Source organism: Methylophilus methylotrophus DSM 46235 = ATCC 53528 (assembly GCF_000378225.1).
GTDB classification, from domain to species: domain Bacteria; phylum Pseudomonadota; class Gammaproteobacteria; order Burkholderiales; family Methylophilaceae; genus Methylophilus; species Methylophilus methylotrophus.
This window is the reverse complement of sequence record NZ_KB905141.1, coordinates 654,056-680,138: the sequence shown is the minus strand read 5'-3', so window position 1 is coordinate 680,138 and position 26,083 is coordinate 654,056. Positions and strand designations below refer to the sequence as shown.

At 50.5% G+C, this 26,083-nt stretch carries 22 protein-coding genes, 1 tRNA gene and 1 riboswitch; of the genes, 14 read left to right on the top strand and 9 right to left on the bottom strand.

Going from position 1 to position 26,083, the window contains the following annotated elements; genetic code table 11:
• Nucleotides 1-114 precede the first annotated feature (114 nt).
• The 3 genes from dnaB to radA are packed head-to-tail and all read left to right on the top strand — an operon-like array spanning nucleotide 115 to nucleotide 3,927.
• Nucleotides 115-1,497: a replicative DNA helicase gene (dnaB, locus tag F463_RS0103205; protein WP_018985608.1), complete on the top strand. Its 1,383-nt coding sequence runs from the start codon at nucleotides 115-117 to the stop codon at nucleotides 1,495-1,497.
• Between the two features lie 17 nt (nucleotides 1,498-1,514).
• Entirely contained in the window at nucleotides 1,515-2,579 is a 1,065-nt protein-coding gene (gene alr / locus F463_RS0103200) for an alanine racemase (protein ID WP_018985607.1), read from the top strand.
• Nucleotides 2,572-3,927 carry a DNA repair protein RadA gene (gene radA, locus F463_RS0103195; RefSeq protein ID WP_018985606.1) on the top strand — a complete coding sequence of 452 codons (1,356 nt, stop codon included), beginning with the start codon at nucleotides 2,572-2,574 and terminating at the stop codon, nucleotides 3,925-3,927. The genes alr and radA overlap by 8 nt, the downstream gene beginning before the upstream one ends.
• A 741-nt stretch (nucleotides 3,928-4,668) precedes the next feature.
• Here radA and hpnE read toward each other — a convergent pair.
• From hpnE to hpnC, 3 genes are read right to left on the bottom strand one after another with little or no spacing between them, the layout of a single operon-like run.
• Nucleotides 4,669-5,994 (bottom strand): hydroxysqualene dehydroxylase HpnE, encoded by a 1,326-nt coding sequence (gene hpnE, locus F463_RS0103185; RefSeq protein WP_018985604.1) that lies wholly within the window; start codon nucleotides 5,992-5,994, stop codon nucleotides 4,669-4,671.
• Nucleotides 5,994-6,833 (bottom strand): presqualene diphosphate synthase HpnD, encoded by an 840-nt coding sequence (gene hpnD / locus F463_RS0103180; RefSeq protein ID WP_018985603.1) that lies wholly within the window; start codon nucleotides 6,831-6,833, stop codon nucleotides 5,994-5,996. The genes hpnE and hpnD overlap by 1 nt, the downstream gene beginning before the upstream one ends.
• Nucleotides 6,830-7,699, bottom strand: coding sequence for a squalene synthase HpnC (hpnC, locus tag F463_RS0103175; protein WP_018985602.1), 870 nt, complete (start codon nucleotides 7,697-7,699; stop codon nucleotides 6,830-6,832). The genes hpnD and hpnC overlap by 4 nt, the downstream gene beginning before the upstream one ends.
• A 68-nt stretch (nucleotides 7,700-7,767) precedes the next feature.
• Between hpnC and F463_RS0103170 the strand changes: the two genes are divergently transcribed.
• From F463_RS0103170 to pnuC, 7 genes are all read left to right on the top strand, one after another.
• Nucleotides 7,768-8,520 carry an S-methyl-5'-thioinosine phosphorylase gene (locus F463_RS0103170; protein WP_018985601.1) on the top strand — a complete coding sequence of 251 codons (753 nt, stop codon included), beginning with the start codon at nucleotides 7,768-7,770 and terminating at the stop codon, nucleotides 8,518-8,520.
• A 15-nt stretch (nucleotides 8,521-8,535) separates the two neighbouring features.
• Nucleotides 8,536-9,069: a peptide deformylase gene (gene def, locus F463_RS0103165; RefSeq protein ID WP_018985600.1), complete on the top strand. Its 534-nt coding sequence runs from the start codon at nucleotides 8,536-8,538 to the stop codon at nucleotides 9,067-9,069.
• Nucleotides 9,070-9,094: 25 nt separating this feature from the next.
• Nucleotides 9,095-9,184 (top strand) — tRNA-Ser (locus F463_RS0103160).
• Between the two features lie 71 nt (nucleotides 9,185-9,255).
• Complete coding sequence (locus F463_RS0103155; protein WP_018985599.1) at nucleotides 9,256-9,531, top strand: cupin domain-containing protein; 276 nt, start codon at nucleotides 9,256-9,258, stop codon at nucleotides 9,529-9,531.
• 184 nt (nucleotides 9,532-9,715) lie between these two features.
• Nucleotides 9,716-9,819: riboswitch (TPP riboswitch) on the top strand.
• A 91-nt stretch (nucleotides 9,820-9,910) separates the two neighbouring features.
• A complete protein-coding gene (locus F463_RS0103150) occupies nucleotides 9,911-11,974 on the top strand; it encodes a TonB-dependent receptor (protein WP_018985598.1) in 2,064 nt (687 codons plus the stop codon).
• 53 nt (nucleotides 11,975-12,027) lie between these two features.
• Nucleotides 12,028-12,288 carry a YkoF family thiamine/hydroxymethylpyrimidine-binding protein gene (locus F463_RS0103145; RefSeq protein WP_018985597.1) on the top strand — a complete coding sequence of 87 codons (261 nt, stop codon included), beginning with the start codon at nucleotides 12,028-12,030 and terminating at the stop codon, nucleotides 12,286-12,288.
• A 21-nt stretch (nucleotides 12,289-12,309) separates the two neighbouring features.
• A complete protein-coding gene (pnuC, locus tag F463_RS0103140; protein ID WP_026295256.1) occupies nucleotides 12,310-12,921 on the top strand; it encodes a nicotinamide riboside transporter PnuC in 612 nt (203 codons plus the stop codon).
• 19 nt (nucleotides 12,922-12,940) lie between these two features.
• Here the strand turns inward: pnuC and F463_RS0103135 are convergent, their stop codons facing one another.
• Nucleotides 12,941-13,831, bottom strand: a complete 891-nt coding sequence (locus F463_RS0103135; protein ID WP_018985595.1) for a hypothetical protein — start codon at nucleotides 13,829-13,831, stop codon at nucleotides 12,941-12,943.
• A 322-nt stretch (nucleotides 13,832-14,153) separates the two neighbouring features.
• Here F463_RS0103135 and F463_RS0103125 point away from each other — a divergent pair, with 322 nt between their 5' ends.
• Entirely contained in the window at nucleotides 14,154-14,426 is a 273-nt protein-coding gene (locus F463_RS0103125; protein WP_018985593.1) for a cupin domain-containing protein, read from the top strand.
• A 12-nt stretch (nucleotides 14,427-14,438) separates the two neighbouring features.
• Here F463_RS0103125 and F463_RS0103120 read toward each other — a convergent pair whose 3' ends face one another.
• A complete protein-coding gene (locus tag F463_RS0103120) occupies nucleotides 14,439-17,015 on the bottom strand; it encodes a [protein-PII] uridylyltransferase (RefSeq protein WP_018985592.1) in 2,577 nt (858 codons plus the stop codon).
• Between the two features lie 14 nt (nucleotides 17,016-17,029).
• On the bottom strand, nucleotides 17,030-17,824 hold the full coding sequence (map, locus tag F463_RS0103115) for a type I methionyl aminopeptidase (protein ID WP_018985591.1): 795 nt from the start codon (nucleotides 17,822-17,824) through the stop codon (nucleotides 17,030-17,032).
• A gap of 232 nt (nucleotides 17,825-18,056) precedes the next feature.
• Between map and F463_RS0103110 the strand changes: the two genes are divergently transcribed.
• Nucleotides 18,057-18,890 (top strand): HDOD domain-containing protein, encoded by an 834-nt coding sequence (locus F463_RS0103110; RefSeq protein ID WP_018985590.1) that lies wholly within the window; start codon nucleotides 18,057-18,059, stop codon nucleotides 18,888-18,890.
• 8 nt (nucleotides 18,891-18,898) lie between these two features.
• Here F463_RS0103110 and F463_RS0103105 read toward each other — a convergent pair whose 3' ends face one another.
• On the bottom strand, nucleotides 18,899-20,722 hold the full coding sequence (locus F463_RS0103105) for a tetratricopeptide repeat protein (RefSeq protein ID WP_018985589.1): 1,824 nt from the start codon (nucleotides 20,720-20,722) through the stop codon (nucleotides 18,899-18,901).
• Between the two features lie 132 nt (nucleotides 20,723-20,854).
• On the opposite strand from F463_RS0103105, the gene F463_RS0103100 reads away from it, so the two are divergent.
• Together F463_RS0103100 and F463_RS0103095 are read left to right on the top strand one after the other, a co-directional pair.
• The gene (locus tag F463_RS0103100; RefSeq protein ID WP_018985588.1) at nucleotides 20,855-21,394 is read left to right on the top strand and encodes a peroxiredoxin; all 540 of its coding nucleotides are present in this window, start codon (nucleotides 20,855-20,857) and stop codon (nucleotides 21,392-21,394) included.
• 11 nt (nucleotides 21,395-21,405) lie between these two features.
• Nucleotides 21,406-21,888, top strand: coding sequence for a dihydrofolate reductase (locus F463_RS0103095; protein ID WP_018985587.1), 483 nt, complete (start codon nucleotides 21,406-21,408; stop codon nucleotides 21,886-21,888).
• A 1,177-nt stretch (nucleotides 21,889-23,065) separates the two neighbouring features.
• On the opposite strand, the gene F463_RS0103090 is transcribed toward F463_RS0103095, so the two are convergent.
• Both F463_RS0103090 and dcd read right to left on the bottom strand, forming a co-directional pair.
• Nucleotides 23,066-25,312, bottom strand: a complete 2,247-nt coding sequence (locus tag F463_RS0103090) for an arginine/lysine/ornithine decarboxylase (RefSeq protein ID WP_018985586.1) — start codon at nucleotides 25,310-25,312, stop codon at nucleotides 23,066-23,068.
• A 104-nt stretch (nucleotides 25,313-25,416) separates the two neighbouring features.
• A complete protein-coding gene (gene dcd, locus F463_RS0103085) occupies nucleotides 25,417-25,986 on the bottom strand; it encodes a dCTP deaminase (protein ID WP_018985585.1) in 570 nt (189 codons plus the stop codon).
• Nucleotides 25,987-26,083 lie beyond the last annotated feature (97 nt).

The following is a 26,083-nucleotide window of genomic DNA, read 5'->3' as shown; positions in this document are numbered from 1 at the left end:
CTTCGGTAGCCTTTTTGTTTTAAGCCACAGAGATCTCTGTGGCTAAAGTATTTTTAATCTTTCATCTGTCCTGAAAGCCCAAAAAGCCCGACAGCTTTTCGGTATAATCGCCAGATGGCTGATGAACAACTCGAATTCTTAAAACTTCCTCCACACTCTATCGAAGCTGAGCAATCGGTGCTGGGCGGGCTGCTGCTCGACAACGAAGCACTGGACAAGATTGCCGATATCCTCGCACCGCAGGACTTCTACCAGCATGATCACAAGCTCATTTACGAGCACATTGCCAGGCTGATTGAACGCAACCAGCCTGCCGATATTGTGACCGTGGCAGAGTCGCTGGAAAACAGTAATGAACTGACCACTGTGGGTGGTGTAGCTTACCTGGGGGCGCTGGCACAAAATACTCCTACCGCCGCCAATATCCGCCGCTATGCGGAAATTGTGCACGAGCGCTTTGTCATGCGCCAGCTGGTTGCCGTGGGGACAGATATTGCAGAAAGTGCTTACCAACCCAACGGCCGCGATGCACAGCAATTGCTGGACGAAGCAGAAGCGAAGATTTTCCAGATTGCCGAAGGCGGTAACCGTAAGAGCCAAGGCTTTTTGGGCATGCAGGTCCTGCTACCGCAAGTGGCTGACCGCATTGATTACCTGTATTCGCGTGAAAATCACTCCGATGTCACTGGTATCCCAACCGGTTTTACCGACCTCGACTCCATGACTTCCGGCCTGCAAGGCGGCGACATGGTGATTATTGCCGGCCGTCCTTCCATGGGTAAGACCGCCTTTGCCATTAACATTGCCGAAAACGTGGCGCTGGATACCAATAAAGCGGTAGCGATTTTCTCGATGGAGATGGGCGCCACGCAGCTGACCACCCGTATGATCGGCTCCATTGGCCGCCTGGACCAGCACAAGATGCGTAACGGCAACCTTGAAGACGAGGACTGGGAAAAGCTCACCACCGCGTTGGGTAAACTGAACGAAGCACCGATTTATATTGACGAAGGCGCGGGTTTAAGCAGCTTTGATGTGCGTGCGCGTGCGCGCCGCTTGCACCGCCAGACCGGTGAGTTGGGCCTGATTGTGATCGACTATTTGCAGTTGATGACCTCGCCTGCAGGACGCTCGGGTGAAAACCGAGCAACGGAAATTTCCGAGATTTCACGGTCGCTTAAGGCGCTAGCTAAAGAATTAAACGTGCCGCTGATTGCGATTTCACAGCTTAACCGCAGTGTGGACCAACGTCCGGACAAGCGTCCGGTCATGAGTGATTTGCGTGAATCGGGCGCGATCGAGCAGGATGCCGACTTGATCATGTTCGTGTACCGGGATGAATACTACAACCCTGACAGTGCTGAAAAAGGCACCGCCGAAATTATTATCGCCAAGCAGCGTAACGGCCCGATTGGCCGGGTACGCCTGACCTTTATGGGTGCGCATACCCGCTTTGCCGACTATGCCAATGCGGCGTATATGCCAGACGAGTATTAATTCCGCTGGCTATTCCTATGCGTCCTATTGTTGCCCATATTTCAGAAGTTGCGCTGGCGCATAACCTGGCGCAAGTCAGGCGCTATGCGTCGCAATCCAAAGTCATTGCCGTCGTCAAAGCCAATGCCTATGGTCACGGCCTGCTCAACGCCGCGCGTGGCTTGAAGGGGACGGATGCCTTTGCCGTACTCAACATCAGTGAGGCGGTTGCATTGCGTGACGCAGGTTACCAGCATCCCATCTTATTACTTGAAGGTATTTTCTCAGCAGAGGAAATGACGCTGATTGACCAGTACCATCTGGATACGGTGGTTGCGCATCAAGCCCAGCTGGCGTGGGTACTTGAAAGCCGCCCCAATATTCCGCTGCGGGTATTCCTCAAACTGGATAGCGGCATGCATCGCTTGGGCTTCCAGCCACATGAGTACAGCCATGCATTACAGCAATTGGCCAATTCTGCGAATGTGCGTGAAGTGATCCTCATGACGCATTTCGCCAACGCGGATGTGGTTGATGGCACGGATGCAGCTATGCAGGTGGTGAGGCAAATGATGCCTGAGTCCTATGCACGCTCGCTGGCAAATTCTGCGGCGATTGTGCAGCAGCCGCATACCCATGCAGACTGGGTGCGTCCTGGCATTATGCTGTATGGCGCCACCCCTGTCGCTGAGAAATCGGCAAGCAGCCTGAGGCTGAAACCGGTGATGACCTTGCAGTCAGGGTTGATTGCCGTGCAGGAAATTGCCGCGGGCGAGAGTGTAGGCTATGGCAGTTTGTTTACCGCGGACAAACCCACGCGTGTGGGCATCGTGGCTTGTGGATATGCGGATGGTTATCCACGCCATGCCCCAACGGGGACGCCAATTGCTGTCGCGGGTCGCTTAACTCGGACGCTAGGGCGTGTTTCCATGGATATGCTGGCAGCCGATATTAGCGATATTCCAGAAGCGGTCATTGGCAGTCCTGTAGAGTTATGGGGAAAACAAGTGCCAGTGGATGACGTGGCGCAGGCCAGTGGCACCATAGGCTACGAACTGTTATGTGCCGTCACGGCCAGGGTACCCTTCAAAATTCATGGCTAAAGCAAAAACACAATATACCTGTACCGAATGTGGTGCCGTTGAGCCTAAGTGGCAAGGGCAGTGCCCGAGTTGCCATGCCTGGAATACACTGGTTGAAACGGTGCCTGAAACAGCCACCCAAAGCCGTTTTGCCAGCCTGGCGCCGACGGCACAATTGCAAAAACTGGCGGATGTTGAAGCGCAGGATATATCGCGCCAGGCGACTGGAATTTCTGAATTTGACCGCGTGCTGGGTGGGGGGCTGGTGGCTGGTGGCGTAGTGCTGATAGGCGGCGATCCCGGCATTGGTAAATCCACCTTGTTATTGCAAACCGTGTGTAAGGTCTCGCAATCTCTCAAAGCGTTTTATATCAGTGGAGAGGAGTCTGCGCAGCAGATTGCCATGCGTGCGCAACGGCTTGGCCTGGATGCCAGCAAAGTGGATGTGCTGGCCGAAATCAACCTGGAAAAAATCAGCCATGTGCTGCAACACCACCAGCCTGACGTCGTGGTGATTGACTCTATCCAGACCATGTATTCCGATGCGTTGCAGTCTGCACCGGGCTCGGTGGCCCAGGTGCGAGAATGTAGCGCGCAATTGACGCGGATTGCCAAGCAGCTGGGGATCAGCATGATCCTGGTCGGCCATGTCACCAAAGAGGGGTCGCTAGCTGGTCCGCGGGTGCTGGAGCATATTGTGGATAGCGTGTTGTACTTCGAAGGCGACCAGAACTCCAGTTTCAGGCTCATACGTGCCTTTAAAAACCGTTTTGGTGCGGTCAATGAACTTGGCGTATTTGCTATGACCGAAAAAGGCCTGCGTGAAGTCAGCAATCCTTCGGCCTTGTTTTTGTCGCATCACGAGTCGCCTGTGCCTGGTTCCTGTATTACGGTTACTCAAGAGGGTACGCGGCCTTTGCTGGTTGAGATTCAGGCGCTGGTAGATACCGCGCATGCACCTAACCCCAAGCGCTTATGCGTTGGCCTGGAACAAAATCGCTTGGCCATGCTGTTGGCAGTGTTGCATCGGCATGCCGGTGTCGCCTGTTATGACCAAGATGTCTTTATCAATGCCGTCGGCGGCGTGAAAATCAGTGAACCTGCCGTGGATTTGGCGGTATTGCTGGCGATTGTGTCATCACTCAAAAACAAACCTTTGCCTGGCAAGTTGATTGTGTTTGGCGAAGTTGGGTTGGCTGGGGAAGTGCGCCCCATTCAGCGCGGCCAGGAACGTCTTAAGGAAGCGGCCAAGCTGGGCTTTACCCATGCCATCATCCCAAAAGCAAATGCCCCCAAAGGCGGTATCACCGGTTTACATATTGATGCGGTTGACCGGCTTGAGCAAGCAATAGACGTGCTGCGCGCATAAAAAAATGGCAACGACTGCTGAGAGTGCAATCGTTGCCTGAGAGTGAGGCTACCCAGAAGAGGAGGGGCAGCCACAGGGAAGCTTGCAGCCCTAAGGCTGCTGTCTAAAAAATCCTGTTGTTTCCACTTGCCTGCGCTTAATCTTTCTTAAGACGCACCAATTGCCTGGGTCGGTAAGTTGCGCTCCACGCGGTTCATGACTTCTGGCAGGCGTTTGCTCATCAATGCTGGATACAAGTATAGGAAATGCGGGGAAGGCTGTCAGTTACAAAGAGGTGGTGTTTTGTAGCGATTTGTAGCTGCTTGGATACTGTGAAATTAGGCGATATAGGGGGCTGCCGAGGCAATTAGTCACAAAAATTTCATGCAACTATTCCCAAATCCCAGTTGCCAAAACTGAGTCACTTACCATACTTGTATGACATTAAGATGACATTCGGCAAAAATGTACTGGGGGAACAATAATGAAAAAAATCCTTTTTCTTGTACCACTCATGATGGCTGCGTGTGCCAGCGTCACTCCAAATCAATATACAACGCAAAATGGCAGGATGGGCTATACGCTCACATGCAGCGAATTCAACACTACCTGGGAGCAGTGTCAGTCGAAGGCGGGTGCCTCGTGTTCACACGGTTACGAGGTGGACAAGCACTTGTCTTTCACTGAACACTTTCCTGATAGCGGAGATGGCATTTACAGGCCCGCGAACAATCACCTGGCGGTGATTTGTAAAAATTCAGGCTAAGAATTGCTTTTAGGACCGCCCACAATCGCTTGTGCTGCGGCGTAACCACTGCGGATTGCGCCTTCTATGGTCGCTGGATAAGGTCCGGCGACATAGTCCCCGGCGAGCAATAGCTGTGGTTGTGAGGTGATGGTGGTAGTAGGTCGCACCATGGCTGGCAGGCAGCTGAAGGTAGCGCGTTTTTCAGTAATCACCTGCGACCAAAGTGGGGCGTCTTCCAATTGTGTACCATAGCTGGATAAAGCCTGGTTGATTTCGAGAATGCACTGTTCTACTAATGCGGATTTATCGACAGTCCATGGTGCATGGGCGCTGATCACTACAGCCAGTAACCCATGCTGACCACAACATTGGCCGCGGTCAAATACCCATTGGGCGGTGCCATGACACAAGCCCATCATTGGGTGAGGTAAGGTTGTGTCTGCGCGGTATTGTAGGTAGATCGTTGTAATCGGTTGATACTCGAATGCAGGTATTGCAAGTTCACATCTGATCGTTTTGAGCTGATGCGGGCCCACCGCAATAATCACATCATCATAGGTTTCTGTGTCAGTGGTGGTAGACACTTCACAACCTTCCGCTGATGGTTGAATGGCGGTGACGGGGCTACGTAGCCTGACCTTACTACCCAAGGCTTGAATATGTTGCAGCAAGGGGTGGATCAAGGCACTGGATAGGTCTGTTTTGAACACCAGAAAGTCGCTATCCTGGCGCTTGTGCTGGAAGCTATCGCATAACACATTGAGGAACACCTGTGCACTTGCCAATTGAATAGGCGTATTTAGGGCTGCGAGGCAAAGGGGTTCCCACAAAGTACGAACGGCGAGGGAGGTTTGTGTGCCCTGCGCCAGCAATTCTGCAACGGTCAGGTCTTGCGCTAAAGTAAACTTTTGTTGTTTGAGTTGTTGCATCCAGCAGATGGCGCGCCATTTACTCTGCCAGTCCAGACCTTGCGCTGTCAATAAGCCCCACAGTAGATGTAGAGGCGCGGGCAACCATGTTGGTGTGACCAAAGACATGCGTTGCACACCATTGTGCATATGCAGCGAAAGTGGCAAGCGTTTGAATATCTGCTCTGCATCCAGTCCGGCTTCTTTAACCAAATCGAGCGTGGCGCTGTAAGCACCCAAGCACAAGTGTTGGCCATTATCAAGCATGGTGGTGTTATGGGTGACACTCCGCGCCCGGCCACCAGCCTGAGCGGCAGCCTCAAATAGCGTCACCTGATGACCATGCTTTAACAGTGCATGCGCGGCGGAGAGGCCCGCTAGCCCTGCACCCACAATAGCGACATGACGGCGAACGTTTGGTGAAGATGGCATTACTTGCGATATTTAAACCATGCACTCACGGCCAGCTTCAGTTTCCTGAACGGAGGCAGCATGATTTTATGCGTCAGTACCAGATTGGGCTCTGGCTTGATTTCTTGTAGCAAGGCCCGGTAAATCGCGGCCATGATAAGACCAGGTAATTGAGGCTTGATATCTGCTTTGGGTAACTGGTTCAATGCCTTGTCATAAAACAGTTCAGCACGTTCAATTTGCTTGAGTAATAGTGCCTGCATTTGCTCTGACGGCTTGCTATTCAGGAGTTGTTCTTCGGTAATACCTGCACGTTCCAGTTCATCCAGCGGAATGTAAATGCGTCCGCGGCGGGCATCTTCGCCGACATCGCGGATGATATTGGTCAGCTGGAAGGCCATGCCCAGATCGTGCGCATATTCAAGTGTTGCAGGGTGACTGTATCCAAAAATTTGCGCAGAGAGCAGCCCAACGACACTGGCAACCCGGTAACAATACAAAGCTAGCTGTTCAAAGTCAGCATAGCGGTTGTATTGCGTATCCATTTGCATGCCATCAATAATCTCGATGAAATGTGTCTCTTGTAGATTGAAACGTTTAACCACGGGTTGCAAAGCCTGAGTGACAGGGTGCTGTGGTGTTTCATGAAAGAGCCTGTGAACTTCCTGCTTCCACCAGGCCAGTTTGGTCTGGGCAATCTGGTAATCAGTACATTCGTCGACCACATCATCCACTTCGCGGCAAAACGCATACAATGCAGTCATGGCGTCGCGTTTTTCTTTGGGTAAAAACATAAAACTCAGCGTGAAGCTAGAGCCACTCTCACGGGTTTTCTGTTGGCAATATTGTTGCGGGCTCATTGTTTAAACAGGGCTTTCAGCAAAATCAGTAGCCAGTCATAGGCTTTTAAGGTCGGACGATGGTGGTAAATGTCGCCACGGCAGGATTTTAATTGATGCAGAATGCGTTCGCCACCAGCAATCATCATACGCAATTCGAAACCAATCCGACCAGGCAATGCACGGCCTAGCGGTTTGCCACTGAGTAACATCCGTTCGGCACGTTGCACATTGTGCATGAAAAAAGTTTCCCAGGCATTATCCAGGCGCTGCAGGCGTAAATCCTGCTCGCTGATGCCAGCCGCTCGCATCTCATCCTGGCTAAGGTATATCCGTCCGGTTGCGCCATGTTTTTTCAGGTCAATCGCGATGTCCTGATAAAAGTTAATCAATTGCAGGGCTGTGCATATCTGGTCAGACCAAAATCTATGTTGTGGGGTATCGCTGCCATACAGTTGCAGCATCAGGCGGCCCACTGGATTGGCCGATCGACGGCAGTAATCCAGTACCTCATCAAAGTTGGCATAGCGGGTTTTGACCACATCCTGTTTAAAAGCCAGAATCAGATCTAACAGCAATTCTACGTCCAGTTTATGTGTTCTGATGACTTGTTGCAGTTCGTGAAACAGGGGTTGCGATGGCCGTATGTAGGCCTGAATGAGTAATAACTCGTCTTCATAGGTTTGCAAAGCCTGCAAGCGTTGAGCCTCGCTGGCATCGCCTTCGTCGGCAATGTCATCTGCTTCTCGCGCGAACTGGTAAATCACGGTCACCGCATGACGCAGATGCGCAGGCAACAGCAAGGAAGCAACCGGGAAATTTTCGTAATGCGTTTTCGCCAATGTGAGACTGGCTTGCGATTGGGCTGGCTTGGAAAAGGCTTGCATGGCTTAAGTATGCCATAAATCCGTGATACGCTTACGCCTTGTATATTAACAAGTAGTGAAGAGAGTTTATGTTAGGGATTATTGGTGGCACCGGGCTGACGGCACTGGATAATTTGAATATTTCTAAGCGCCTGATTGTGCGCACGCCTTATGGAGAACCTTCACAGCCGCTGGTGTTTGGTGAGATCAATGGCAAAGAAGTGGTGTTTCTGGCGCGTCATGGTGGCGGGCATACCATTCCGCCACATGCCGTTAATTACCGCGCCAATATCTGGGCGCTGCATTCGGTTGGTGTGTGTGATTTACTGTCCGTGGCGACTGTGGGTGGCATCGCCCGGAATTTAATTCCTGGAGACATTGTACTGCCCAACCAGATTCTGGATTATACCTATGGCCGCAGTAATACTTATCATGATGGCGTGGAACTACCGGTACGTCATATCGATTTCACGCATCCCTATGCACAAGCCATGCGTGAGCGTTGCCTCAAGGCAGCCGCAGATGTGGGTTATAGCTTGGTGGATGGTGGCGTCTATGCTTGTGTACAGGGGCCGCGATTGGAAACTGCGGCAGAGATAGACCGTTACGAGCGGGATGGGGCGACGATTGTAGGTATGACAGGGATGCCTGAAGCGGCCTTGGCGCGGGAGATGGGCGTCTCTTACGCGGCAATTTGCCCGGTGGCTAACTTTGCCGCAGGGCGGGGTGATAGTGCCCAGGCGATCCAGTTTGAGCAGGTCATGCCTTTGTTGCAGCAAACCATGGATAAGGTGCGTACGGTGATTGCACAGTATCTGTCTGATAATGATTGTTCTGCTTAAGGCAAAGGAATCATAATGGCAGTGAAACCAGTATTACGTATGGGTGAACCACTGTTATACCGCGTAGCAGATAGAGTCACGGCGTTTGATACGCCTGAACTGCACGCACTTATCCAGGATATGCATGACACCATGACCCACATGAATGGTGCCGGTATCGCCGCACCTCAGATTGGGGTCAGCCTGCAAGTCGTGATGTTTGGGGTAGGCAAGAATCCGCGTTATCCAGATGCTGAAGAGGTGCCATTCACCATCCTGATTAATCCCGAGTTAACGCCCGTTGACCAGATGGAAGAAGAGGGCTGGGAAGGTTGCCTGTCTGTGCCCGGTATGCGCGGCCTGGTTCCGCGTTATCAGCACTTGCATTACCGGGGTTTTGACCCGCAAGGAAACATCATTGACCGGACGGTGAGTGGCTTTCATGCACGCGTTGTACAGCATGAATGTGACCACTTGTTTGGCGTGCTTTATCCCATGCGTATCCGCGACATGACAAAATTTGGCTTTAATGAAGTACTTTTTCCTGGAATGACACTCCCAGATGATTAATTGTTTGCTATAATGCGCGCTTTCGGGAAGAGTGGCAGAGCGGTTTAATGCAACAGTCTTGAAAACTGTCGAGGGTTCACGCCCTCCGTGAGTTCGAATCTCACCTCTTCCGCCAAAACATGAATGCCGCAGGAATGCGGCATTTTCATTTGCAGTTTTTATTCATTACATATTTAAGGAAACGTCATGACACAAATCATCATCGACCATAACCCATCAGAAGAGAAATTGAACGAACTGGGCGTAAGAAGCTGGAACACCTGGGATTGCGCACCTTCCAAATTCCCTCTGGATTTCACTGCGACTGAAAAAGCCTACGTATTGGAAGGCGAATTCAAAGTGACCCCAGCAGGTGGCGAAACAGTGACCATCAAAGCAGGTGACTATGTTGAGTTCCCAAAAGGCCTGAAATCCCAGTGGGAAGTGGTCAAACAATTGAAAAAACACTACAAGCACTTCTAATTGCTGCTTGTCACAAGTGTTTAAGAAAAACCCTGCATCGCAGGGTTTTTTGTTTTTGGGAGTCTTAGATCGTTAAAGCTGAAGTCATTAAACTATACCAATGTGCCGAAATTTAAACCGGATCCCAGCATGCACTCTAGCCAACTTGTTGATATTAAAATACAATCTCACCTTGATTGAAAAATCAAACGCCTTGGGGTGGCTAACGCCTGAGATCTCGCGCAAGCGGGAAACCCAATGAACCTGACCCAGATAATGCTGGCGTAGGGACAGGCAGAGCATCCACAACGCAAATGTTTTGGTTTGTTGTTCTATCAACAAGCCTATTCACATCATTGTCACTCTTTCCCTGTCCTTTTTATGTATTTTAATAGAAAGGATGATCGTGAAACCGATTACAAAACCACTGTCTTTGATTAGTCTGCTACTGACCACACCTGTGTTGGCCGCGGAAGATGATGAGACAGTGAAGCTGCCTGAGGTTGTGGTGAGCGCGGATTTTCGTCCAAACACGGCAGAGAAAACCCCAATCAGCCTGACTGAAATCAAGAAAGAAACCATTGAAGCACGTGGCGCCCAACACCTTGAAGAAGTATTAAATCTCGCGCCTAACGTGAATGTCACTAGCGGTGCTTCTCGTGGGAGATTTCTGCAAATACGAGGGATGGGTATACGCAGTCAATATAACAATCCTGTGAATCCGTCAGTTGGCCTCATTATTGACGGCATTGATTTCAGTCGATTGGGTGGGGCGGCAACGCTGTTTGATATCGATGCGATTGAGGTTTTGCGTGGACCGCAAGGCACCAAGTTTGGCCCTAATGCGATTGCAGGGGTGGTGACCATGCAAAGCGCTGAGCCAACCAGGGACTTCAAATTACGCGCCCAATCCGGCGTGGCCGAATATAACACCCGTAACCTTGGCCTGGCAGTAGGTGGCACCATTGTGGAAGACCGTCTGCTGGGGCGTGCCTCAATTTACTCACATAAGTCTGATGGCTATATGCAAAATGATACTTTGGGCCGTGACAATACCCAAAATCAGGATGAGTTGACCTTTCGCAGTAAATTTAAGTTATTCGCGACAGAAGATTTAACGCTAGACTTTACCCTGATGCATTTGAATATTGATAATGGCTACGATGCATTTACCTTGGATAACAGTCGCCGCAGTAAAGCAGATCAGCCTGGTGAGGATGCACTCAGAGCCAATGCCTTTGGGGTAAAAGCTAACTGGCAGGCGTCAGACGCAGTGATTATTCAATCTGAAGCAACTTTTCTGAAAGCAGATTCTGCTTATGGATTCGATGGCGACTGGTCAAAAGGGCTTGCCATTGGGTACAGCGGTACAGAACAATATAAGCGTAAACATGATAATTACTCATTTGAAGTGCGTGCCCTGTCTGATAAGGCAGGCAGGATTTTCAATGATTCAACAGATTGGACAGTGGGTTTCTACCATTTTAGCCAGGATGAAAAATTCGATTCCAACATCAATTACGGCACCCCGAATTTACTGAATGGCCGCTTTGATACGGACAACACTGCCTTATTTGGTCAACTAGACAGCCATTTAACAGAAAAGCTCACTTTGGTTACAGGCTTGCGTGCTGAGCATTTTGAAGCCCGCTATAGAGACTCTGACAATCTTGTTAAAAATATCTCTGAAATGCTGTACGGCACTAAGTTGGGACTGAATTATCAGGCCAGTCAGGACCATCTTTTGTATACTTCGCTGAGCCGCGGTTACAAGCCAGGCGGTGTCAACAACGATAATAGGGTGCAGCCAAGTCAGAGGGCATTTAATACCGAATATATGTGGAATCTGGAAGCGGGTGTTAAATCTCATTGGCTGGACGGATCTCTTGTGACGAATGTGGCTGTGTTTTACGCAAAGCGTAAAGACGCACAAACAAAAAGCTCTACACAAGTTGGCACTTCGTTTATTGAGTTTTATGACAATGCCGCACAAGCCACGCATATGGGCCTGGAGGCAGGGCTGGATTGGTTTCTTACTGACCAGTTGCGTATGATAGGTTCTCTGGGCTTGTTAAATGCCAAATTTAACGAGTATCAAAACCCCAATCCTGCAGCTGTGAAGTTGCAGGGACGCGACGTTGCCAGTGCACCTTCATATCAATATAACCTGGGTGCAGAATGGTATGCCAATGCCGCATGGACCTTGAGGGCAAATGTAGAGGGTAAAGACGCTTTTTATTTCTCCGACAGCCATAACTCAAAATCCAGTGCTTATGCTCTCGTAAATGCGAATGCTGATTACAAATATGACAAACATTGGCGTCTGAGTATTTGGGTGAGAAACTTGCTGGATAAGGATTACGCAACCCGAGGTTTTTTCTTTGATCAAGGATTTGGTAATCAAGGCTATCAGCAATACGGTGAGCCACGCATCGGTGCTATCACTGTTACTTACGATTATTAAACAAGCGAGGGACTTGAATTGCCCGCATTAATATTTTTTATTTTGGAGTGTGTATGCGTATCTCAGTAGACATCAGCTTGTACCCATTAACCGAAGGTTATGTAGAACCCATTCTTGAGTTCATCAATAAACTCGAAGCCAATAAAAAACTGGTGGTAAAACGTAATAGCCTGGCAACACAGGTGTTTGGTGAGTATCGTGAGGTGATGGATTGTCTCGATACAGAGATGGAAGCGGTATTTAATGCGTTACCGCACAGTGTATTTGTCATGAAGTTTATTGGCACAGATAGAGCCGATGTGGTCGATGTATAAAAGTAGGTCGATTTCCTCGCCATGACACAAGAGCATTTCCATTCTATCGTCACCGCATTTCAGCAAATGTCCCACTGGGAAATGGCTGCTGCCTTGATGGGCGTGGCCTATATTCTGCTCGCTGCCGAAGAGTCGCAATGGTGCTGGCTATTTGCTTTCTTCAGTACGCTGGTGTACACCGTGCTGTTTTGGCATGACCAGCTTCCCATGCAGGCGCTGCTGAATTTCTATTACATGGGCATGGCGATTTATGGCTTTTGGGCCTGGCATAAACATGGTAAACAAACGGACACATTAAAGATTAGCCGCTGGCCGTGGCTTTGGCATATCGGTTTTATTGTGGTGGGGATTGCCGTGAGTGCTGTTGTCAGTGCTTATTTGCAAAAAACCGGCCAATCACAAAGCCCGGTGCTGGATGCATATACCACGGTTTTCTCAGTGATGAATACATGGTTGATTGCCAGGAAAGTGTTGGAAAACTGGCTATACTGGGCGGTAATTGATGGTGCGGCCACGTTGTTATATGTGCAAACAGGGTATTACGCAACGGCGGCTTTATTTGTGTTGAACACCATTCTGGCGATTGTCGGTTTTATCAGTTGGGTGAAGCTTTACCGGCAACAAAGGAGTTGATGTGGATGGGCCGGCTGGTTTATATGCGTTGCATCCATTGGGACAAGTCACGCTCACCGAGTATGTTCATTAAAAACAGCAGTAACTGGTAGCACGGTTTCTGTGCATGTAGGTCAGGCCAGGCGTGCTTTTGCATATAGTGCCGTTTAAATAAAGCCCATTGCGGCGGGGTTAATACATATTCGAGCAGCACCAGATCCAGCGGTCGTGGGGCAATCACAAAGGCATCAATATCAATCAACACCAGGTCATGTTTGCCTGAGTCGCCCAATTCGCTGCAACGGAATTGATCCCAACGCAGGTCCAGCATCACCGGTACAAACTCGGTTTCACGGATATTTTTTGTATGAGCCAGCACTTGGCTGACCAAAGGGTCAGTCATCAGCATGCCATGCTGATTGACCAGGTAAACGAGCGTTTCATGTAAACGACCAGGCCATTGTGTTGCTGAGAATTGTGGCGCATGGAGTGGCCCCCACTTGCGATTAATACACTGGTGCAGTGTAGCGATATGTTCGGCTAACTGGATTACCCATTGATCGGTGATCTGCTCCGCCTCAGCATCTTTGCCAGCTATAAAATGGCTGAGTACAAACCTTCGGGCACTGGCTGCGACAAAATCAGGGATAGTCAGCGTACCGTTTTTCTTTAGAAAATAATGCGTTGCATGCATATTGGCCAGGCTGTCAGGAAAATCCGCAGCAAATAAGTGGTTTGCACCTAGCCAGAAAGGGGATGCTTCAAGCGTCGCCTGATTGCAAACTTTCAGTATCATGTCACCATGGTCTGTCGGGCAGTAAAAAAGCTGATGGGTGCTATCTTCAAACTTGTTCGGAATAGCAAGGGGTTGAGCAATCAGTTTGGGTAAACCGGCTTGTTCGGATGCAGTGAGTTGCGGGTAAGTAAACATGGTCTGGCTCATATTTTAAGGTATCAGGCTGTTTAAATCATCTTGAGAATACACAGAATAAGTGGCTACGCGGCCAAATTGCTGCGTTGCGCGGTACTCTAAACCTCGCTGTACACCGGGTACTATCTCGGTTTCTGCGTTCCGTGCGCCTTGCACCTTATCCCGCTCGCTCATTTATCCGCGTATCCTTGAAGAAATCTGCAGGACGAGGTTCATTTTTTAACATTCAATCGCCGGTGGGGTCAGCTCACCGTATTGCAAGGTTGTATTGGTCACTCCCTGCCGATTAAAATAGCTTTGACCTGTAAAAGAGGAGAGCGATATGTCAGCCATTATTGTTGAAAAACCCACGCCAGAGCGCCTGAATGAACTCGGGGTCAAGCAATGGCCTACCTGGTCCAAAGAAATTTCCATTTTTCCCTGGCAATATAGCAGTACTGAAATCGCCTATATCCTGGAAGGTGAGGTCACCGTCACGCCAAAGGGCGGCGCGCCAGTGAGCTTTTCAGCCGGTGATCTGGTGACATTCTCATCAGGCCTGGATTGCGTTTGGGAAGTCAAAAAACCACTACGCAAACACTATCATTTTGAATAAGACTAAAAGCAATTAAAGCGCTTTTAAGGCTTGTGTGAGCGTGGCACTTTGTGCGTCACCTATGGGCTGTCCGTCGCAGGCTGAAATCAGGAAACTGTCTTCGACCCGATTGCCCAGCGTGTTGATTTTGGCATTATGCAGTTCGATGCCATGTGTGAGAAATATCAGCGCCATGCTAGCCAGCAGGCCAGGCCTGTCATTGGCGACGACATCCAATTGCTGAAAAGTACTGCCTTGTGGTGGATGACCAGGTGCCGCGCGCAGGTGCACTTGCGTTGTGATGGGCATATGTTTTACCTGACGGCTGACACGCCCGCGTATCGGTGTCGGAATAGGCTGGTCGCTGCACAGTTGCTCGGTCAAGCCCTGCTCTATGTGTTTAAGCAGGCCGTTATAGCTGATCTGCCGTGTTTCAGGTTCGAGGACAATAAAGTTATCCAGTGCATAGCCGTGCGCGCTCGTGAAAATCTTCGCCTGCACAATGTTGTACTGCATGCTGTCAAAAAAGTGGCAGATGCGGGCAAAGATTTCTTTTTTATCCCGGCCATAAATCATGACCTGAATGCCATCACCGTTGGGGCTGAGCCGGGCACGCACGATTGGTTTTTCGGCGCGCTGGTGGGGGATCAGCAGACGGCTCTGCCAGGCGATTTCGTCACTGTCAAACCGGCTAAAATAACCGGCACCAAATGCTTGCCACAATGGCTGTACCGAAGACTCTTTAAGGTTGAAGCTGCTGAGTTTTTGCAAAACCTCCTGTTTGCGCAGAGTGAGTTGCGCTTCTGTATTGAGCGATTGTTGTAATACGCGCCGTGTTTGCAGAAACAGGTTTTCCAGCAGTTTGGCTTTCCACGCATTCCACACATTGGGGCTGGTGCCACGGATGTCTGCGACAGTGAGCAAGTACAATGCTGTCAGCCGGTATTCTGAACCTACCAGTTGCGCAAAGGCTTCAATCACATCGGGGTCTGAAAGATCACTTTTTTGTGCAGTACTCGATAATTTCAAATGCGCTTCAACCAGCCACGCCACCAGTTCGGTATCGTTTTTAGGTAAGCCCAGCTTGCGGCAAAAGCGCCTGGCATCCAGGGTGCCTAATGTTGAATGGTCGCCGCCACGGCCTTTGGCAATATCATGAAAGATCGCAGCCAGGTATAACAGGTGTGGCTGGTTGAACGCATTAAACAGCTCGCTACACAACGGAAATTCGTGGCGCAAATCCGCTTTAGCAAAGCGACGCAGGTTACGCAATACGTTAAGAGTATGTTCATCCACGGTATAGACATGAAACAGGTCATGTTGCATTTGCGCAATGACGCGGCCGAACACCGGGATATAACGGCCCAGGATGCCATAACGATTCATGCGGCGCAGGCTGCGGTGTACCCCTTCACGGCTTTGCAGAATTTGCAGAAACAGTGCCTTATAGGCGGCATTTTGCCTAAACTTGTGATCAATCAATGGTTGGGCAGCTTGCAGTGCCCGCACCAGTGGCGCGCTGAAGCCAGTGATTTCAGGGTGTTGTTGTAAAAGTTGGAAGCAGCGCAGGATGGTTTCGGGTTTGCGTTGAAACAGGTCTGGGCTACGTGCGCTCAACAGGCCTTGTGATAAGGTAAAGTTTTCATCCAGGACGGTGGCAGGTTCGGTGGGTGGATTCACACGTGCGTGTAGGAGTTTAAGCAATACCTCGTTTTCAATAATGATCGCTTTGGCGCTGCGGTAGAATCCTTGCATCAATTGTTCGCTGGCACGTTTTTGCGGAGTGGTTTGATAGCCCATTTGTTCGGCCAGGGCGTTCTGGAAATCAAATACCAGCCGGTCTTCACGTCGCTTGGCCAACAAATGCAGGCGGATGCGCAGGTTCTGCAGCAATCGTTCATGGCGTTTGAGTTGGTTCGCCTGGCTGCGGCTCAGCAGGCCAGTATGCACCAGGTCATTCCAGTCATGGCCTAAATTCTGGCTTTGGGCGATCCATAAAATCATATGTAGATCACGCAGGCCACCTGGACTTTCCTTGACATTGGGTTCAAGGTTATAAGCGGTATCGTGAAACTTGGCGTGGCGGATTTGTTGTTCGCGCAGTTTTTCTGCAAAGAAGCGCGCGCTGTCTAGCTGTGTCTGTAATGAATGCGCCAGTGTTTTGAAACTTGATTTGTCACCGGTCAGCCAGCGTGCTTCCAGCAGGTTGGTCATGATGGTCACATCGAGTTTGGCCTCATCCAGGCATTCCTGCAAGGTTCGCACACTGTGGCCAATATTGAGGCCAATATCCCACAAAGTGCCAACCAGCGATTCGACATCGGTTTGCAACTGCTGGCTACTGTGCTGTGGCATCAGAATCAGCAAGTCGATATCCGAATGCGGGAACATATCGCCGCGTCCATAACCGCCCACGGCAAGCAGGCTGACGGTGCCTGGCAGGGCGTAAGCGCGCCAGATATCCCTTAATAGCTGGTCGAGTAAACGGGTGTGTTGCCGCAACAATGTTTTTGCTTGCGGAGTGGCCAGGTAAGCATCGGCAATCTGCTGGCGAGCCAGTTGTAACGACTCGCGCCAGTGCTTGAGCTGTTCTTTGGCAATCACCGTCATGTAGCTACGGTCACTTATAGGTCTGGACGTGGCGGTGTGCCGGCAGAGACCGTCATGATCTCAAAACCATCTTCCGTCACCAGTACCGTGTGTTCCCATTGGGCGGAGAGGCTGCGATCTTTTGTGACGACCGTCCAGCCATCCGACATGAATTTGATGTCACGACGCCCGGCGTTGATCATGGGCTCTATGGTAAAAATCATGCCTGGCTTGAGCGTGACGCCTGCACCGGGTTTGCCATAATGTAAAACCTGGGGTTCGCAATGGAATTTTTTGCCTATGCCATGCCCGCAGAATTCGCGCACGATGCTATAACCATTTTTTTCTGCAAACGATTGAATAGCATAGCCAATATCACCCAAGGTATTGCCTGGTTTGACTTTTTCGATCCCGCGCCACATGGCCTGGTAGGTCAGGTCACACAAGCGTTTTGCCTGCGGCGTGACGCTACCCACCATAAACATACGTGAAGTGTCGCCATGGTAGCCATTTTTAATCACAGTGATATCTATATTGACGATGTCACCGTTCTTGAGCTCTTTTTCGCTGGGCACGCCATGGCAAATCTGCTGGTTGATAGAGGTGCAGATGGATTTGGGATACGGTGTATGGCCATCAGGCGCATAGTTCAACGGTGCCGGAATCGCCTGCTGCTCATTGACAATATAATCATGGCACAACTGGTCCAGCCTGTTGGTGGTGACACCCGCAACCACAAAGGGGGTGATGTAATCCAGTACCTCAGCGGCCAACCGGCCAGCGACGCGCATTTTTTCAATTTCTTCGGGAGTGTGCAGAGTAATTGCCATATGCCTGATGATCTTCAAAAGCCAGCTTTTGAGCGGCCAGCTTGGGAATCAATAACTAAAATGTCATTCTAACATAGGCATTTATCAGAGATGACTAAAGAAAAAGCGCTTTTGCGCCGTTAAACTGATAAGTCAGAGAACAAACTGGCAGTGAATTGTGCGATTGATTACAGCATCGCCTTGCGCTGCAGTGTTTTATACTCGGGCGCATGAATCAAGCTGGAGCGTACACATGGTGACACTCACCGAAGCAAGAGAAAACCGGACAGTCAATGATTGGGTCGCCTTTTTTAAACAGGCTGACATCCCGGTATTGCGGCAGACAGCCAGGGAACTCGCAGCATTGCGCGAGCGCGAGGATGAAATGGGTGCCCGCGACATAACCCGCGTGGTGATTAATGACCCACTCATGATGTTCAAGGTGCTGACGTACGCCAATAATCATCGAAGCCGCCATCAGTTACAAGATCTGGTGCAGGTTGAACAGGCCATTATCATGATGGGCAACAGTACCTTTTTTGACCAGATTCCGACTGTGCCGCATGTAGAAGATGTATTAAACGAACATGTCGCGGCATTAGTGGATTTGCTCAAACTGATGATACGCGCACACCGCTCCGGGTATTTTGCTGCCGATTTTGCCTCTCACCTAATGGACTTGCACGCAGAAGAACTGCGCGTGGCCGCTTCGCTATACGATTTTGCCGAAATGCTGATGTGGATTTTTAATCCGGAAGCCATGGGTGAGATCAGAAAACGCCAGGCGGCTGATAAAACCTTGCGTAGCCGTGTTGTGCAGCAAGAGGTGCTTGGTTTTAGGGTGGTGGAGTTGCAGGCGGAGCTGGTGCAGGTCTTTAACCTGCCATCTTTGCTAACAGATTTGATGGATGAACAGCGCGCACATTTACCCCGAGTGCGTAATGTACAGTTGGCGGTGAATTTAGCCAGGCATTCAGCCGATGGCTGGGACAATGCTGCCTTGCCAGACGATTACAAAGACATTTCACAGTTGTTGCATGTGGATGTAGATCGCGTGATGCATATTGTGGGCGCGCCCCAACCATAGGCAGCTGATTAGTGCCCTGCAAGCCGATCAGTGATCGCCTGATGAACGCGGTCTATCACCTGTTCCCAGGTTTCTTCCGGCCCTTGTTGGAACAGCCGCATGCCTGGATACCACGGACTATCTTCCCGCTGCTGTAACCAACGGAAATGAGACTGGTGTGGCACTAACAGCCAGACCTGCTTCCCTAACGCCGCCGCTAAATGCGCCACAGCGGTATCCACCGAAATCACCAGATCCATTTGCATGATCAGCCCGGCAGTCTGCGTAAAGTCTGTTAATGCCGGGTGGTGGCATTCCAGCATCGGAAACCGTTTGAGCATGATGTGGTCTTCACGCCTGAATTCTTTTTGCAGGCTATGCCATTCCACCTCCATATGCAGCAAAGGCGCCATCAGGTACAGGGGAGTGCTGCGCAATGCGTCATATTTATTGCCCGCATCGCCACACCAGTTCAGGCCGATACGCAACCGCCTGGCGGGCCCCAGTAATTGCTGCCAGGGTTGTTGATGCCGTTCTGCAATCTGCAGATAAGGCAGGGCGGCAGGAATGGTATCCAGAAGGGTGCTAAAGGCGGTGGGTAAACTCAGCATGGGGCAATGCACGTCAAAATGAGGCAATGGTCGCCCATCCTGGCGGATCACAAAAATACTTGCGTCTTGCGCCCACAACTCATTGAATAAATCAAACAGCGCATCAGGCACAGCGACGATGATCTGGTTAGGCTTAAACGCCTTGATCAAGGGGATATAGCGGCAAAACTGCAAGGTATCGCTGAGCGTCATTTCTGCCTGGATCAGAATGGTTTTACCAACCAGCGAGCCGTTACCGCGCCATAATAGGCGCAAGTCCGGGCGCTGTGGGTCAGCAAACATTTGCCAGCGGGCTTCATACATCGTCCAGCCAGTTTCATACTCGCCTCTCGCCAGTTGCAACATGCTCAGGTAATAACGGGCCTGGGCGTGGTTAGGTGAGTGTTGCAGGGCCGTTCCCAGGCATTGGTAAGACTCGTCGCTCTCACCATTTTCATAGAGTGCCAGGCCCAGATTGCAATAGGCAGAGGCATAGCCGGGATTGAGCTGCAAAGCCTGGCGGAAATCACTGATGGCCTCGGCATATTTGCCTAGCTGGCACAAAATGACACCACGGTTGTTGTAAGGCACAGGCAGCATAGGCTGGTAGCTGATGGCCTGACTAAAACTACTGAGCGCTTCTTGACTGTGCCCCTGTAATTGCAGCATCAGTCCACGTTGGTGGTAAGCTTCTGCAAAGTCTGGCTGAATTCTAATCGCCTCGTTCATGCATGCCAGCGCCTCATCTGTCGCGTGCAATTGCTGGCATAACACGCCAAGACGGTAATGAAAATGGGCATGCTCAGGATGTGCCACAATGGCTTGCCTGAGCAGTGCCGCGGCCTGCTCGACTTGCTGAGCTTGTAGCATTAAATCCGCACACTCACTAAACGCCTGCATATGCTTCGGATTCAGTTTGGTCACCGTACGCAACCGTAAGATGGCCTCCTGCGTGCGGCCCAGGTTTTTCAGCGCACGCGCATCCAGGTAATAAATATTGGCCTGTTTGGCATCCAGCGCAATCGCCTGTTTATAGCAGTCATGTGCAGCCTTAAACTGCTGTGTGCGCATATGCAGGTTGGCCAGTTGCAAACGCAACTCCACTAAGTCAGGCTTCAGGCTGATCGCCTGCAACAGGTATTGCTCGGCGGCATGAAACTCCTGATTTTGAAGCATCAGCCCAGCCAGCTTCTGGTAGGCGTCCCACTTTTGCGGGTCTGCGGCGATCAGTTTGAGCAGTTTTGCAATGGCTTCATTATTCATGGGGAGTGACTGCGAACCTTCAAACGATTGCGGATGACCTTAAAATGACTGATGGCGGATTAAGGTACAATAAGCAGCTGTAAGCGTCAACGACCTGAATGTCATAAATCTGTTGTAGAGAAGGAAAATCGAATGCTGATCAAACTGATCATGTACGGACTTTTGCTGTGGCTGGCCATCTGGGGCTACCGCCAATACCAGCAGCCGTCCACCCGCGTCACTGTTGGCATGAAGGCCCCGGATTTCAAATTACCGGATGCGGATGGCAATATGCGCAGTTTGTCTGACTGGCAAGGTAAATGGCTGGTGCTGTATTTTTATCCCAAGGATGATACGCCGGGATGCACGCGGGAGGCCTGCCAGTTCCGGGATGATATCCAGCAAATTCGCGCGCTCGGCGCTGAGGTGGTTGGTATCAGTGTAGACACGGTTGCAAGTCACGCCCAGTTTGCGCAAAAGCATCGATTATCCTTCCCCATCCTGGCCGATAGCAATGGGCAGGTGGCTGACGCCTATGGTGCCTTGTTTAACCTGGTGGTGTTCCAGGCGGCCAAACGCATGACATTCGTGATTGACCCCCAAGGCATGGTGGCGCAGATGTACAGCAACGTTAACCCGGATGGTCATAGCAAGGCCATTATCAGTGACCTCAAACGCCTGTCAGCTTTTTAAAGAAGATTTCCATGCAAGCCCTTTCGCTCATCGTTGCTCACGCGGATAACCGTGTGATTGGCCACAATAACCAGCTCCCCTGGCATTTGCCTGAAGACCTCAAGCGTTTCAAGCAGCTCACCATGGGGCACCACATTATCATGGGCCGCAAAACCTATGAATCATTGGGGCGGTTGTTGCCGGGGCGCACAACCGTGATTGTCACACGCGATACTGAATATACCGTGGAAGGCGCGAAGGTGGTGCACTCATTGCCTGAGGCGCTGATTGCGTGTGCTGGTGATGATGAGCCGTTTTTGATCGGTGGGGCAGAAATGTATGCGCAAGGATTGCCTTATGTCACGCGGCTATACATTACGCGTGTCTATGCGCATGTGGGTGGGGATGCGTTTTTTCCGGAGATGGAGATGCATGACTGGGAGTTGGTGAGTGAGGAAGGGCATACCTCGGTGAATGGGTTGCATTATAGTGATATGGTGTATCAGCGACGCTGATCAGGATGTTATTGATTGATGGAAAAAGATTAAAGTTCTTCTTTTAACCATGCTTAATCTAAATTGAAGGTAGTCGAGTTTTTCGTCATTCAGGCATAGTGTGAGCAGAGTATGTGCTGCGCCTGCGGAACGGCTTGTTTATGCGAAAGCAGCGCGTTAAGCAGTAAGTGGTCATTCCGGCGGAGGCCGGAATCCAGATCAGGTGAAAGTTTAGCTGAATCAAGAGTGACTGCCATACTTACTGCAACTCCTCGTAGATGTTATTTGGAAATCCACATTCCTTTTTCGCCGGTAGGCGAATTACTTCTCTTTGCTTGAGCAGTCTATGGTTTAGTTTTGAGTGTGCTCCTAGATGGATAAAGTCTTTATTTCGCCTTTAGGCGACCATTCTTTCTTATGCTTGTCCATAAGAAAGAAGGCAAAGAACAAGACACCCTAGCTTCCGCTTGTTCCCTGCGTTGCTCACCAAAACAAGCGGTCACGAAACTCGACCTGGCAGCTCACACAATACGTGAGCTGCTGCGGGACTCGGACAGTCGCTCCCTTTTTCCTTCTTTTGGCTGCGCTACTCGGCGCGGCAGATAGGGGCCCGAAACCTCATGAGCGCCTGCGTTTGTGGGCTAAAAAGCAAGAATTTGAGTTTTTCACCTTCCAAATTTCTACGTTGTCAGTTTGGCGAGATGAATCCCATCCCATCACGCTGAGTAGGGGGAACAAAGTAAGGGAGAAGAGAGCGGCTATCTGAGCTCCGCGGCAGCTTGCGGTGTTTGCATGCTGCTAGGGCGACAACTAACACAGTGTTGCGACGTAGGCAAACTCGCGTAGCGATGTTACGCATAGCGACCTTAGCCAATTTCGTGACCGCTTACGCTAAGTACAGCAAAGCAACGGATGAAAGCCTTGGGTTGAGCAAGGCAAGGGATTCGTCAGGCCGTGATGGCTGGGTGCCGTCCTCTTTGGCTTCGGCCGCCACTGCGTGGCTTAACCTGAAGGTTAGCCTATGCCGCAACACTTTGTTAGTTGTGGTTACTTTCTGTGGGGCAAGCAACAGAAAGTAACTCGCCTACAGGCGAAACAGAGTACTGTATAAATAGCAAAGGCAACCATTAGGTTGCCTTTGGTGAAGTTCACAAAAAAATAAAACTCAGTAGAAAAACTGCTGAGTGAAACTAAAAATTTAATCTTCTTGCTTCACGCAATCCACATAATACACGGCTTTACCATCGACTATTTGCTTCACTAATCCATGGTTATCCGTCTCAAAGCCTGGGAATTTCTCATTAAACTCGCGCGCAAACTTGAGGTAGTTCACAATGACTTTGTTAAAGCGTTCGCCAGGGATCAGCAACGGGATGCCTGGCGGATAGGGCGTTAACAGCACTGCAGTGACGCGGCCTTCGAGGTCATCAATGGCTACGCGTTCAATTTTGCGATGCGCCATTTTTGAGAAAGCATCGGTCGGTTTCATGGCTGGCACCATGTCAGACAGGTACATTTCTGTGGTCAGGCGTGCTACGTCGTTAGCTTTGTAAACTTCATGAATCTGCGTGCATAGATCTTTCAGGCCTACGCGTTCATAGCGTGGATGTTTCTGTACAAACTCAGGCAGCACTTTCCACAGCGGCTGATTCTTGTCGTAGTCGTCTTTAAATTGTTGTAACGCGGCCACCATCGTGTTCCAGCGGCCTTTGGTAATGCCGATGGTGAACATGATAAAGAATGAGTATAAACCGGTTTTTTCAACGATCACACCGTGTTCAGCCAGGTACTTGGTGACAATGGCAGCGGGGATGCCGAATTCATCGGAAAAGTCGCCTTCTACGTCTAGTCCTGGGGTGATGATGGTGGCTTTGATCGGATCCAGCATGTTAAAGCCTTCGGCCAGGTTGCCGAAGCCATGCCAGCGTTCATTGGCTTTGAGCATCCACGCGTCACGTTCTTCCAGGCCGTCTTCGGACAGGTCAGTTGGACCCCAGACTTTAAACCACCAGTCTGTGCCCCATTCTTCGTCGACCTTGCGCATGGCGCGGCGGAAGTCCAACGCTTCTTTGAGGGATTCTTCTACCAGGGCGGTGCCACCAGGGGCTTCCATCATGGCAGCAGCGACGTCGCAGCTGGCAATAATTGAATATTGCGGGCTGGTGGAGGTGTGCATCAAATAGGCTTCGTTGAACACGTCACGGTCCAGGCGGTTCTGGTCGGCATCCTGTACCAGAATCTGCGAGGCCTGGCTTAGGCCTGCCAATAGTTTGTGCGTGGACTGGGTGGAGAACACCATGGATTCTTTACAGCGTGGGCGGTCAGCGCCAATCGCATGGTAGTCACCATAAAAGTCATGGAAGGTCGCATGTGGCAACCAGGCTTCGTCAAAGTGCAGGGTGTCAATTTTGCCATCCAGCATTTCCTTGATTTCTTCCACGTTATACAACACGCCATCATAGGTGGACTGTGTAATGGTCAGCACGCGTGGCTTGGCATTTTTGTCGGTGGCAAACGGGTTGCGTGCGATCTTTTTCTGGATGTTTTCCCAGGCGAATTCACTTTTTGGGATAGGCCCGATAATGCCGAAATGGTTGCGCGTTGGCATCAGGAACACGGGCACGGCACCCGTCATAATGATGGAGTGCAATACGGATTTATGGCAGTTACGATCAACCACTACAATATCACCCGGCGCCACGGTTGAGTTCCAGACAATCTTGTTCGATGTTGAGGTGCCGTTAGTGACAAAGTACAAATGGTCGCAGTTGTAGATGCGCGCAGCGTTGCGCTCAGAAGCGGCCACCGGGCCGGTGTGATCCAGTAATTGGCCTAATTCATCTACCGCATTACACACGTCTGCACGCAGCATGTTCTCGCCAAAAAACTGGTGGAACATCTGCCCGACTGGGGATTTCAGAAAGGCTACGCCACCCGAGTGACCAGGACAGTGCCATGAATAAGAGCCATCAGCCGCGTAATGAGTGAGTGCCTTGAAGAAGGGCGGTGGCAAGCTGTCCAGGTAGGCTTTGGCTTCGCGGATAATCAGGCGCGCCACAAACTCAGGCGTGTCTTCATTCATATGGATAAAGCCGTGCAACTCGCGCAACACATCGTTAGGGATGTGACGGCTGGTACGGGTTTCGCCATGCAGGAAAATGGGGATTTCCTCGTTGCGGTAACGGATTTCCTGCACAAAGTTACGCAGTTGCTCAATGGCTTCCGGTTTCTCCTCAACGATTTCCTCATCATCAATCGACAGGATAAAGGCTGATGCACGGCTTTGCTGCTGGGCGAAAGAGGTCAGGTCGCCATAGCTGGTGACGCCAAGCACTTCCAGGCCCTCATCTTCGATGGCTTTCGCCAGCACACGGATGCCCAGGCCGGAAGAGTTCTCGGAGCGGAAGTCCTCGTCAATAATGACGATAGGGAATCTAAATTTCATGCAATAAATCCTTTACCGCTAAAATCAAGACACAAGGGCACAGAGAAAGCATTTGCTTTGCACCGTGCCCTTGGTGAATGTCAGGTTATTGTTCAATGTTGCCGTTATATTTTTGGCAGGGTCACGCCAATTTGACCCTGGTATTTACCACCACGGTCTTTGTAGCTCGTTTCACAGATTTCATCAGACTCAAAGAACAGCACTTGCGCACAGCCTTCGCCAGCATAAATTTTGGCGGGTAGCGGTGTGGTGTTGCTGAACTCTAGTGTGACATAGCCTTCCCACTCTGGTTCAAAGGGGGTGACGTTGACGATAATGCCGCAACGCGCATAAGTCGACTTGCCGAGGCATACAGTCAGTACAGAGCGAGGAATACGGAAATACTCTACCGTGCGCGCCAGTGCAAATGAGTTAGGGGGAATCACGCAATAGCCTTTGCCGGAGACCTCGACAAACGACTGCGGGTCAAATTGCTTGGGGTCAACTATGGTGCTGTTGATATTGGTAAATACGCGGAATTCGTCAGCACAACGGATATCGTAACCGTAAGAAGAGGTGCCATAAGAAACAATCTTCTGGCCATTGGTCTCACGTACAAGCTTGGGCTCAAACGGCTCAATCATGCCGTGTTGTTCAGCCATTCTGCGTATCCATTTGTCAGACTTAATGCTCATTCCGATATCCAGTCACTCGCGCTAAAGCGTATGTAATAAAGAGAAAAAAGCGGAGTTTAAACTCCGCTTTTAGTGAGTGCAAATAATAACAACAAAA